Annotated in this window: 13 protein-coding genes, 1 pseudogene and 2 other annotated features; of the genes and pseudogenes, 11 read left to right on the top strand and 3 right to left on the bottom strand. The window is 47.6% G+C overall.

Features of this window, described 5'->3' with window-relative positions; translation table 11 throughout:
- Positions 1-247: pseudogene (locus G470_RS0109735) on the bottom strand (IS30 family transposase); the annotation flags it as partial.
- Between the two features lie 234 nt (positions 248-481).
- Between G470_RS0109735 and G470_RS0109730 the strand changes: the two are divergent.
- From G470_RS0109730 to deoD, 3 genes are all read left to right on the top strand, one after another.
- Positions 482-958 carry a ribonuclease domain-containing protein gene (locus G470_RS0109730; RefSeq protein WP_028274657.1) on the top strand — a complete coding sequence of 159 codons (477 nt, stop codon included), beginning with the start codon at positions 482-484 and terminating at the stop codon, positions 956-958.
- 1 nt (position 959) lies between these two features.
- Positions 960-1,229: a barstar family protein gene (locus G470_RS0109725; RefSeq protein WP_028274656.1), complete on the top strand. Its 270-nt coding sequence runs from the start codon at positions 960-962 to the stop codon at positions 1,227-1,229.
- Positions 1,230-1,476: 247 nt separating this feature from the next.
- Entirely contained in the window at positions 1,477-2,181 is a 705-nt protein-coding gene (deoD, locus tag G470_RS0109720; protein ID WP_028274655.1) for a purine-nucleoside phosphorylase, read from the top strand.
- An 88-nt stretch (positions 2,182-2,269) separates the two neighbouring features.
- On the opposite strand, the gene G470_RS13320 is transcribed toward deoD, so the two are convergent.
- Entirely contained in the window at positions 2,270-3,598 is a 1,329-nt protein-coding gene (locus tag G470_RS13320) for an O-acetylhomoserine aminocarboxypropyltransferase/cysteine synthase family protein (protein WP_051258536.1), read from the bottom strand.
- 129 nt (positions 3,599-3,727) lie between these two features.
- Positions 3,728-3,973 (bottom strand) — a binding site (T-box leader).
- A gap of 123 nt (positions 3,974-4,096) precedes the next feature.
- Here G470_RS13320 and G470_RS0109710 point away from each other — a divergent pair.
- The 8 genes from G470_RS0109710 to G470_RS0109670 all read left to right on the top strand — a co-directional run bounded on the left by G470_RS0109710 (position 4,097) and on the right by G470_RS0109670 (position 10,628).
- On the top strand, positions 4,097-4,333 hold the full coding sequence (locus G470_RS0109710) for a hypothetical protein (protein WP_028274654.1): 237 nt from the start codon (positions 4,097-4,099) through the stop codon (positions 4,331-4,333).
- Between the two features lie 106 nt (positions 4,334-4,439).
- Positions 4,440-4,705: a binding site (T-box leader), on the top strand.
- Between the two features lie 124 nt (positions 4,706-4,829).
- Positions 4,830-5,696 carry an SAM hydrolase/SAM-dependent halogenase family protein gene (locus G470_RS0109700; protein WP_028274652.1) on the top strand — a complete coding sequence of 289 codons (867 nt, stop codon included), beginning with the start codon at positions 4,830-4,832 and terminating at the stop codon, positions 5,694-5,696.
- On the top strand, positions 5,689-6,243 hold the full coding sequence (locus G470_RS0109695) for an ECF-type riboflavin transporter substrate-binding protein (protein ID WP_028274651.1): 555 nt from the start codon (positions 5,689-5,691) through the stop codon (positions 6,241-6,243). Before G470_RS0109700 ends, G470_RS0109695 begins: the two co-directional genes overlap by 8 nt.
- Positions 6,244-6,249: 6 nt before the next feature.
- On the top strand, positions 6,250-7,980 hold the full coding sequence (locus G470_RS0109690; RefSeq protein ID WP_028274650.1) for an ABC transporter ATP-binding protein: 1,731 nt from the start codon (positions 6,250-6,252) through the stop codon (positions 7,978-7,980).
- The gene (locus G470_RS0109685) at positions 7,977-8,810 is read left to right on the top strand and encodes an energy-coupling factor transporter transmembrane component T family protein (RefSeq protein ID WP_028274649.1); all 834 of its coding nucleotides are present in this window, start codon (positions 7,977-7,979) and stop codon (positions 8,808-8,810) included. Before G470_RS0109690 ends, G470_RS0109685 begins: the two co-directional genes overlap by 4 nt.
- A 170-nt stretch (positions 8,811-8,980) precedes the next feature.
- Entirely contained in the window at positions 8,981-9,736 is a 756-nt protein-coding gene (locus G470_RS0109680; RefSeq protein ID WP_028274648.1) for a threonine/serine exporter family protein, read from the top strand.
- Between the two features lie 12 nt (positions 9,737-9,748).
- On the top strand, positions 9,749-10,219 hold the full coding sequence (locus tag G470_RS0109675; RefSeq protein ID WP_028274647.1) for a threonine/serine exporter family protein: 471 nt from the start codon (positions 9,749-9,751) through the stop codon (positions 10,217-10,219).
- 55 nt (positions 10,220-10,274) lie between these two features.
- Positions 10,275-10,628, top strand: coding sequence for a hypothetical protein (locus G470_RS0109670; protein WP_028274646.1), 354 nt, complete (start codon positions 10,275-10,277; stop codon positions 10,626-10,628).
- A 69-nt stretch (positions 10,629-10,697) separates the two neighbouring features.
- Here the strand turns inward: G470_RS0109670 and G470_RS0109665 are convergent, their stop codons facing one another.
- Complete coding sequence (locus G470_RS0109665) at positions 10,698-11,390, bottom strand: SDR family oxidoreductase (protein WP_028274645.1); 693 nt, start codon at positions 11,388-11,390, stop codon at positions 10,698-10,700.
- Positions 11,391-11,594 lie beyond the last annotated feature (204 nt).

Genomic DNA, 11,594 nt, shown 5'->3' with positions numbered 1-11,594 from the left:
TCTCGTTGATGTAATCAACTTCACCTTGAGGAAGTTGAATAGGTTTACGTCCACATTTTTGTTTGTTTTCTTTGTATTCTAGATAAATATCGATCGCTGTTTTACCCGTTTTCAACTTCCTGATTACTCTGTAGACTGCTTCATGACCTCGCTTAAGCTTTTTAGCAATCTCGCGACCACTGAGATTAATGGCAAAGTATTCTTCTATGAATATGAGTTCTGTTTTGGTAAGATGGGTGTACGACATGTATGGTGCACTCTCCTTAGCTTTGGTAGGTTAATTTGAGTGTATCATAACATGTCTTTTTTCTGTCTCGCTTAATTATACAATCCACGATAATAAAATATGGAGAAGGTAATGTTCATATAGTTTTCAAAAATAGTGGTGAACAAGAGACGCAAACGCCGGCACCAAAATTTCATTTGCAGAGGAATTCCAGTACAATGGAAGAAAAGCAACCAATGTAGAAGGAGAGAAACAATGAAAAAACGACTACTGTCTCTGCTGGTGGTGTTGTTTGGTTTCGTATTTGCTGCATGCGGCCCGCTTGAATCCGTACTGGAAGAAAGCCCGCCGGCAGTTGAAACCACCGACACAGCGGAAGCGTTGGACGAAGACGGGTATTACAGCTCGCCCGAAGAGGTCGCCCTCTATTTGCACACCTACGGCAAACTCCCGAACAATTACATCACCAAATCCGAGGCTCGGGAAATGGGCTGGGAGGCAAGTGAGGGGAACCTCTGGGAAGTCACCGATCAACTGATCATCGGCGGCGACCGATTCGGCAACCGGGAAGGCCTGCTTCCGGAAGCGGAGGGCAGGGTCTACTACGAAGCGGATGTGAATTACGACGGCGGGTACCGCGGCGAAGAACGGCTCGTCTATTCCAACGACGGCTTGATTTATTACACCGACGACCATTACGACAGTTTCACATTATTGTATGGGGAGGAATAACATGCGGACAGTGACATTGGACGGCGCGCTCATGCAAAACAAAGAACAGCTGCATGCCCACCTGCATGCCCAGCTGGATTTGCCGGATTATTATGGATGGAACTTGGATGCGTTGTATGACGCGCTGACGGCATACGACAAACTACTGGATATCCGATTGATCAACAGATCTGAACTGGTGGATTTTTTAGGGAGATACGGCGAAGCCCTCATCAGGACCCTGGAGGATGCGGCTGAGGAGAATGAGCGGATTCGATTTAGAGTGATATAGAATATGGAAAGTCTGAATCTTAATGATTCGGGCTTTTCTATTTGGTCGTAGAACGGAGGCTGGGACGAAATCAAAGACCGGAGTGGAAGAGATTTGGACGTAGAAACAGGACTGCAACCAAATCGAACCGGTGATTTTAGAAGATTTGGACATAGATGCAAAAATACCAGCCCTTCAAGCTAGAATTTCATTTGCTGGAGTAAGGTGATACACTGGTTTTGTATAATATAGAAACGGAGGAATGTAAGTGAGTATTCATATCAATGCACAAAAAGGCGACATCGCAGAAACGGTTTTGCTTCCGGGAGATCCGTTGCGTGCCAAGCACATTGCAGAGAATTTCTTGGAAAACGCCACTTGTTACAACACGGTAAGAAACATGCTGGGGTACACCGGAACATACAAAGGCAAAAGAGTTTCCGTGCAAGGAACAGGGATGGGAGTTCCTTCTGCCATCTTGTATGCGCAAGAATTAATCCAAGAGTTTGGAGCAAAAAAACTTGTCCGAGTGGGAACGTGCGGAGCGATGCAGGAACATATTCAAGTGCGGGATGTCATCGTTGCGCAAAGCGCAGCGACAGATTCCTCACTGATTTACAAAGAATTTTCGCCGATTCATTTTCCGCCGATCGGGAACTATGAGTTGATTGAAAAAACGGTTCATGCGGCCAGAGAACACGGTACAAAAGTCCATGTAGGAAATGTATTCACGTCTGATTCTTTCTATTCGGAAGACACAGCCGGCAATGAGAAGTTACAGAGATACGGCGTGTTGGCGGTAGAAATGGAAACGGCCAGACTGTATTATCTCGGCTCGAAGTTCGGTGTTCAAACATTAAGTGTGTTGACCGTGAGCGACCATATTCTCACAGGCGAAGAAACAACGAGCGAAGAACGACAAACAAGCTTCAATGAAATGATTGAAATCGCATTGGACGCAGCGTTTAGCTAAACCATTATTTAAAGCAAGGAAGAGATTCCGCCTGTTACGGCGGATAGTCTCTTCCTTGTTTTGTTTTATAGAGGGTGTTGATTGAGGGCTAAGACGAAAAACTCACCTTTTCAGTTGTTGTGCCTGCCTCACTGAACTCCTTGGTCTGCGCAAGCGCCTGGTCCAAGTCGGCGAGGATATCGTCGCTGTTTTCAATGCCAATGGACAACCGGACTTGATCATTGGTGACGCCAGCTGCAGCCAGTTCTTCATCATTCAATTGCGAGTGAGTGGTGCTGGCTGGGTGGATGACCAGGGAGCGGGTATCGCCGACGTTCGCTAAAAGAGAAAAGAGCTCCAATGAGTTGATGAACCGGGATCCGGCTTCTCGGCCGCCTTTGATACCGAACGTAAAGATAGAGCCGGCACCTTTCGGGAAGTACTTGTCTGCGAGCGCTTTGTACGGACTGTCGTCGAGTTCTGGGTAATTGATCCATGCCACTTGCGGGTGGTCTTTCAAAAAGTTCACCACTTTGCGCGCATTTTCGACATGCCGTTCCATCCGCAAGGACAAGGTTTCGATTCCTTGCGCCAACAAGAAGGAGTTGAATGGACTGATGGAAGCGCCGGTGTCACGTAAAATTTGCGTACGGATTTTTGTGGTGAAGGCCACTTCGCCTAAATCACCGAGCACCAAACCGTTGTAATGCGGATCCGGTTCTGTGAATCCAGGATATCTTCCGCTCGCTTTGTAGTTGAAGTTCCCAGATTCCACAATCACGCCGCCCATTGTTGTGCCGTGTCCGCCGAGGAATTTGGTCGCTGAATGCACGACCACGTCTGCACCATGATTGATCGGCCGGAACAGATACGGTGTCGCAAACGTATTGTCGACAATTAAGATGATGTTGTGTTTGTGTGCAATCTCCGCGACTTTTTCAACATCAATCAAATTGATGCCAGGGTTGCCGATGGACTCAATAAAGATGGCTTTGGTGTTTTCGGTGATGGCAACTTCAAAGTTTGCCGGCTCATCCGGGTCGACGTAGTGGGTGGTGATGCCCAGTTTGGCCAATGTAGTGTTAAAGAGGTTCACTGTCCCGCCGTACAAGGTGCTGGCAGCCACAATGTCGTCGCCGCTGTCCGCCACGTTTAAAATGGCATACGTCACCGCAGCCGCTCCGGATGCCACCGTGATGCCGGCCGTTCCGTTTTCCAAAGCAGCCACGCGTTGATCCACTACGGCGGTGGTTGGGTTGGATAAGCGGGTATAAATGTTGCCGGGGTCAGTGAGGGCGAAGCGTCCGGCAGCTTGCTCGGTGTCCTTAAATTTGTAGGCAACGGTTTGGTGAATCGGCACCGCACTCGCTCCATATTCGTCAATGGGTTGGCCTTCGTGAATTTGCAACGTCTCAAATTGGTAATGTTTGTTTGTCATGGGTAAAACTCCTCTCAAAAGTTGGTTGGAAACAAAGCGGCCTTAAGTAAATTTCCCTCTTTTTCTTGAAGACGATGGATTTTTGGGTAAAGAAAAAACCCTCGTCGCTATACTCCAGGTTAACTGGAATACAGGGACGAAGGTTCTTCGTGGTACCACCCTATTTTGCGCAAGCCTCTCAACGTGCGCCTCTGAAAGTACACCGATTCAAGGAATCGTTCATACTCCTGTGTGGTATCGAACACAAATCGGAAAACACTCCTCGCATTTTCTGCTCCAAGACCATCTTCGCTTGTTCATTCTATGCTTCTTTTCACCACCCGAAGCTCTCTGCGGATAAAACTCCCAAGTTACTCTTCTCTTCATCGCTTTGTTTTATGAAATTTTAATTAAATTTAACACCTAACTCTCATGTTGTCAAATAAAAAGTGAAACTGAGAGAGTTGGAAATTTGAGGCACCTCTTGTAAACTGAACGATGTGGAAAGGAGGCACCGAAATGAAAATCAACCACATCCTCATTCGAACTGCTGCATTCTTTTTCGCCAGTTTGGCCGTGTTCGCCCTCATTGCCGGCGTCTTCATTGAACTTCTGGGCATCATCGGATTTGGCTTGATCAATTGGGGAGGCTTCTGGTTGTTGATCGCCTTTGTTTTGAGAAAGAACCGCCGCCCGGCAAACGGAGTATTGTTTTTGGGAATCTTGCTGTTCACTTTCGCCTTGACGCATACATGAGAAAGTGAATAGGCACAACGATGATTTTTCTATGTTGACAAAAAAATTTTCTATTGCTATAGTAGATTCACCTTTATAAAATTAAAAACGAGTGAGAATTAAATTAGTAAACACGTTGAAAAGAAGAGTACATATGCAGGAAACTCAAAGAGAGCCTTGATTGGTGAGAAGAGGCAGTGAAATGCAGATGGAAGATGGTCTTGGAGTGGATGCATCGAAGGTGGAACCTAAGATGCATACGGGCGCACCCGTTAAGTGCCCCAGTATCAGTAGAGGCTGTGTCGTGGTCTCGAACGCACTGGATGAGGCGAGAGTGGTCCACTCTTGCGAACCAAGGTGGCACCACGTGAACATTGTTTTCCCGTCCTTGCGCAATTTGTTTGTGCAAGGATTTTTTATTTGTCAGAAAAGGGGGGATGCCATGAGAAACTGAAGAAGGGGTACATAAGAAGCTCGGAATCATTCATTATATTCTATTCATTAGTGGGGGAAGTTTATGAAAAACAAGTTTTTGGTGCTGCAGACAGATTTTGGTTTGGCGGACGGAGCGGTGTCCGCCATGCAAGGGGTGGCGTATTCGGTTGCGCCTGAAGTGACCATCAGTCATTTGACACACGAAATTCAACCATACAACATTCACGATGCGTCATATCGGTTGTTCCAGACCGTACAATATTGGCCTGCCGGAACGGTGTTCGTCTCCGTGGTCGATCCCGGTGTCGGCAGCAACCGTCGGAGTATTGTGGCGAAAACATCCGCCGGTCAATACATCGTCACACCGGATAATGGGACATTGGCGTATGTGGCAAAATATGTGGGACTGGAAGTTGTGAAAGAAATCAACGAAGAGAAGAACCGGCTCCCACATTCGGAGGAAAGCCATACGTTTCATGGCCGGGATGTTTATGTCTACAACGGTGCATTGATCGCGGACGACGAAGTGTATTTCAACCAATTGGAAAAAGAAGTGCCGGTGGATTCCGTCGTGCAGCTGGACATTTCGGAGCCGCATCTGGAAGAGGGGGTCATCCACGGTGTCATCGACATTTTGGATATCCGGTTCGGATCTTTATGGACGAATATCCCGCTCGATTTAGTGAAGCAAGCCGGCATCCAAGCAGGCGACACACTGAGCGTGCGCATTTACCATAATGGCATCAAACACTACGACAACCAGTTGTTGTTTGGGCACAGCTTCGCAGACGTGCCTGTGGGGGAAACGGTGGCTTATACGAACTCCCTTATCCGTCTGGCGGTCGCGATCAACCAACAGAATTTCTCGAAAGTGTACGGGATCGGGACTGGAAACGAGTGGCAAATCGAAGTGAAAAAAGTAGAAAAAGGAGAATGCACTCATGAATAACAACAAACCATCATCTATCACCACATTAGTCGCCGTGGGAATCGGTGCGGCAGTATTTTTTGTTTTAGGAAGATTTCTTTCTATCCCTTCCGGAGTTCCCAACACCAGTTTTGAAACCACTTATCCATTTCTGGCATTGATGTCCATCGTTTTCGGCCCTGTCGCCGGGGCGTTGATCGGGCTCATCGGCCACGCCATCAAGGACTTATTGACGTATGGCTTGTGGTGGAGCTGGGTATTGTCTTCCGGTGTCACTGGATTCGGTTACGGCTTGATCGGCAAACGGCTGCGTGTACGTTCAGGCGAGTTTTCCAAGAAAGACATCGTGGTGTTCAACGTCGGGCAAGTGGTGACGAATCTGGTCGCATGGGCGGTTGTGGCTCCTGTTTTGGATATCCTCATCTACTCTGAACCGGCAAACAAAGTATTTTTCCAAGGCATCGTATCGGCTGGAATGAACTCTGTGGCAGTGGGGGTATTGGGTACGTTGTTGATTGCGGCATACACGAAAACACGAACCAAAACTGCTAGTTTGTCGAAAGAATAAGCGATGATGAAACAGCGACAAACCCTCCAGCCGATTATCCAATTCAATCATGTTCATTTCCAGTATGACAGCCAAGCGGAGAAAAATTTAATCGATGTTCACTTTGACGTCCATCCCGGGGAAACGATCTTGATCATCGGCCCGAGCGGCTCAGGGAAATCCACTATCGCACGCTGCATCAACGGGCAGATTCCCAACACCCATCCCGGAAAATTGGAAGGAACGGTGACGGTCAACGGCCGGGATGTGTATTCCAGTTCGATTTTTGATTTGTCGCTGGATGTGGGAACGGTCCTTCAAGACACAGACGGCCAGTTTGTCGGGCTGACGGTGGCAGAAGACATCGCGTTCGCTTTGGAAAATGATTGTGTGGAACAAACAGAGATGCGTGCCAAGGTGGAAGGATGGAGCCGGAGATTGGAAATCGAACACCTATTGGAAAGAATGCCGCATCAACTTTCTGGCGGACAAAAGCAACGGGTTTCCATCAGCGGCATATTGGTGAATGACATCCCAATCCTGTTGCTGGATGAACCTCTGGCCAACTTGGACCCGGCTGCCGGCGCCGAGACGATGGAACTCATCAAATCCATCAGCAAACAGCACCAGTACACAACCATTATCGTGGAACATCGCTTGGAAGAAGCTTTGTTGGCCGATGTGGACCGGGTATTGGTGATTAATGACGGGCGTCTGGTCGCCGACACGACACCGACAAAGTTGCTGAAAAGCAACGTGCTGAGTGAAATAGGGGTACGGGAGCCGTTGTACCTGAATGCAATGAAGTATGCCGGATTGGATGTTTCTTCTTTCCCCGTACTTGGGAATTTCATGGATGTCTCTCTGTCGGACAGACAGCTGGTGCAGATAGAAGAATGGGCCAGGAGCATCCCTAAATCAGAAAAACCAGAGGGAAAAGGCGCCGTGCTGGAGGTGGAGAATATCGACTTTTCTTACACCGAATCTGCAGGGGCCAAAACACTGTCGAACATTTCTTTCTCCATTCAAAACGGGGATATGGTGAGCATCGTCGGAACCAACGGCGCCGGCAAATCCACTTTAGCCAAACTGATTTGCGGCTTCGTCCAACCGACTTCAGGAAACATCCGCATAGACAACCAGGAGACAAGCCGCCTTTCCATCAAAGAAATTGCGGATCATGTCGGCTTCATCATGCAGAACCCGAATCATATGATTTCAAAAACCATGATTTATGATGAAGTGGCTTTGGGATTGGTGAACCGGGGATGGCCAGAGGACCAGATTCGGGAACGGGTATATGAAGCGCTCCGTATTTGTGGTCTGTACCCTTTCCGTAACTGGCCCATCTCGGCATTGAGCTACGGGCAAAAAAGAAGGGTCACGATTGCCAGTATCTTAGTGTTGGACCCGAAAATCTTGATTTTGGATGAACCGACGGCTGGACAGGATTATGCGCATTACACCGAGATGATGGCCTTCATTCAGAAGTTGAATGTGGAAAACGACATGACCATCTTGATGATTACTCATGACATGCACTTGATGCAGGAGTATACCAATCGGACGCTGGTGTTTGATGCAGGGAAGCTGTTGGCAGACACAGAACCGTCCGCCGTCTTTTCCAATCCGGAGTTGATTCAGGCAGCCCATTTGGCAGAAACCAGTTTGTATCAACTTGGGAAGTTGTTGCCGTCCATGCCGGCCAAAGACTTTATTTCACGGTTCATGCAGTATGATCGGGAGGTGCCAAGATGAGTCCAGCCAATACGTTCGGCTATGTGGCGAACGACACCGTCATCCACCGTTTGAGTGGTTCGACGAAGCTCATTGCCTTCATCGCGCTTTCGTTGATTGTGATGACCAGCTACGATACACGTTTCTTGATTGGAGTCATGATTTTCAGTTTGTATCTGTTTTATCTGGCACAGATTCCATGGAAAAACATCCGCATACTGATTTATTTCGTCCTTGCTTTTTCCGTATTGAACTTGCTGACGATTTACTTGTTTGAACCGGAATACGGAGTGCAACTGTATGAATCCCGTACGGTGCTGGCAGAAGGCATTGGACGGTATACCCTCACTGCGGAGCAATTGTTTTATGAATTGAACGTAGCGATTAAGTACTTCTCTACGATTCCGCTGGCGTTGATTTTTGTGTTCACAACTGATCCAAGTGAATTTGCATCGAGCTTGAACCGAATCGGCGTTTCTTACCGCATCAGTTACGCTGTATCTTTGGCGCTGCGGTATATCCCGGATATCCAAGACAGTTTCTTTGAAATCAGGCAAGCTCAGCAAGCACGCGGATTGGAAATGAGCCGGAAAACTTCACTGGTGAACCGGATCACGCGCTCTGCTCAAATCATCATGCCGCTGATCTTCAACAGCCTCAATCGGATTGAAGTGGTCAGCCAAGCGATGGAGTTGCGGCGGTTCGGCCGGAATAAAAACCGAACGTGGTATCGTTACCGCCCATTTGCGTCAAAAGACATCGCGGCCCTTGCACTGGTCGTAGGAATCGTTCTCATCGGAATGTATTTGTTCTATGTGAACGGCGGCCGATTCTATAATCCGTTTCAATAAAAAATCAACCGACACGAATTTTTAGGGAATTCGTGTCGGTTTTTGGTTTTTCTTCTTTAGAAGAGAATACTCCTTATCCATGTCACCTACTTAATTGTCTATGAATGGGATTATCCTTTTCTTTTTTGTTATGATGGGGAAAGGATATTTCGTTGGAAGGAGGGACACTAATGGAACGCTACATATCGGATACACTTGCGTTGAGTATGGGAATCGGCAAACTGCTGCTCGAAAACGGGGCGGAGACGTACCGCGTGGAAGACACGGTCTACCGGGTGGCACAAAGCTACGGCTATTTGAATATTCATGTGTATTGTGTGCCAAACACAATCATTTTGAATGTGGAAACAAAAGACGGAGACGTCTACAACCGTCTCTGGCGGGTCCCTACGCGTGACACGAATTTGGGAAAAGTGAAAGAAGCCAACGAACTGTCGCGCCAAATCACGGCGGGGAACTTGACGGTGACAGAAGCCCGGGCACAACTGAAAATCATCACCAATCAAAAGCGGATTTATCAGCCGTATGAGCGCTACCTCGCTGGGGCGATTCTCAGTGGATTTTTCGCCTTGATGTTTTTGGGAACCTGGATAGATTTGATAGGCGCGGTAGTGGCAGGCGGTCTCGGTTACATTTTCTTTAAGCAAATCAATGATCTCACTAACCTGCAGTTTTTCTCTGAATTGACCTCTTCGTTTATTATCGGTTGGTTGGTGGTATTATTGGTGACGGTTGGAATAGGAGACAATATGGACATCATGATTCTGGCAAGTGTAATGACTTTGGTCCCGGGGAGAGCGATCACCAATGGCATCCGCGATTTGATGGCAGGAGATTATGTGTCAGGACTCAGTATTTTGGCTGATGCCCTTTTAACCGCTTCGGCCATCGGAATCGGTGTGGCAGGAGTGCTGGCCATTGTATAGGAGGGAAACTGTGTGGACTGGATAGATTTTTTGATTCAATTTCTTTCAGGATTGATCGTGTCACTTGGATTCGGCATTATTTATGATATTCCGAAAAACAATTTGTTTTATTCCGGGCTGACCGGAGCCGTCGGGTGGATGATTTCATTTGTCATGATCCATGTGTTTGACATCCATCTGTTTATCAGCACCATCGCAGCATCTTTCTTTATTGCGTTGTTCGGGCAAATTTTCTCTCGAAGGCTTAAAACACCGGTCACGTTGTTTATCATGCCGGGGCTGATTCCATTGGTCCCTGGAGGAGTGGCCTTCAACATGATGCGCTCCTTTGTGGGCGGCGACAACGCAAGCGGGGCGCAATACGCCATCGACACTTTTTTAGTGGCGGGCGCATTGGCACTCGGACTGGCGTTAAACAGTGCGGTGTTCCAATTGTTTTCAACACGCAACCTCTTTCGCAGAGGGCGGAGATATATTCCTTAAACTCAAGGGATTTGTATTTATTTAAGAAGATAAATAATGAGAAAGGGAGAAGGTCATGAATCCTATAAAAGAAGGCGAACCAGTGATGCAGGGCAGGATATTCCGTTTGACGCGCCAAGTGACGGGGGAGACAGATGCTCATGTTTACGGAGAAGCGGGGGAAATTGTAGTGGTGACTGGGAGCCATCGGGTGATGAATGCTTTCGAAGTCCTGCCGGTAGATGTTTCGTTGTATGAAAAAGAAGGGTACTTTACCCCCTTTATCGTGACGCTGGATGATGTGGCATCTCTCACCGAAGAAGAATACAGCGAGGTGAGTGTTGAACTTTCAGTGGAAGAATTCCTGAACGAGTTGATAGAAATCAAAGGCGGAGCGTTTGTTTTTGGGAATTTAGGAAACAGAGGATAGTAAAAAAGTGGCGCTGCCGAAAATAGGCAGCGCCACTTTTTCTATACATGATAGGAGCGTCAATATTTATCAGTGATTCTTGATCACCACTTGGTCTACGTTCAAGTTTCTTCTCGGTTTGACGTTTTCCATGATGATGTCCGCGACGTCATCCGGATGCATCAAACCTTCTGTTTCGCTTTCGTCGTAGATGCCGTTCCAGAATTCGGTTTTCATGCCGCCCATGTAGGCACCGATGACATGTATGTTGGTGTCTTTGAGTTCCACATGCAGGCTTTCGGTGAAGCCACGGGCACCGAATTTGCTGGCACAGTAGACGGACTCGGTGACTTTTCCTTCCAGGCCAGCGGTGGAAATCACGTTGACGATGGTGCCGTCGTTGCGTTCTTTCATGTCCGCAAGCACTTCCTGGGTACAGAAAATGGTGCCCTTGAGGTTGATGTCAATCATGTTGTGTACCGCATCTTCCGGCAGGTTCTCCGCCAAGTCAAAGACCCCGGTGCCGGCATTATTGACCAACACATTGATGGCTCCAACTTCATTTTTGATTTTTTGAAATACTTTCGTGACTTCTTCTTTGGAAGAGACATCCAATGGGTGGATGGAATAGCTGTTGTTTGGCAGCTTCTGGGCGGTTTCGACCAGCTTGCTTTCGGTTCTCCCGATTAAACATACATGAAACCCTAATTCTGAATACCGGTGCGCCAAAGACGCTCCCAATCCGCTGCCCGCTCCGGTGATGACGACTACTTGTTTACTCATTTTTTTGTTCCTGCCTTTCTTAGTTAAACGTTTTCGTGACTGAAGTGTAGCACGGAAGGTTGTTTATCTCAATATTCAATCAATAAGGACGTAGAAGGAGCTTCTACGTCCTAATTTTGAGGTAGTCTAAATACTGGACACAGCTTTACAACCACTTTTTTAGTACAATGAGCTCAACAACTAAAAGGATGTGTGCGGGATGGG

The organism is Atopococcus tabaci DSM 17538, assembly GCF_000429585.1.
GTDB classification, from domain to species: domain Bacteria; phylum Bacillota; class Bacilli; order Lactobacillales; family Carnobacteriaceae_A; genus Atopococcus; species Atopococcus tabaci.
Note: the sequence above shows the minus strand (reverse complement) of the source record. Positions and strands in the feature narration are given on the sequence as shown.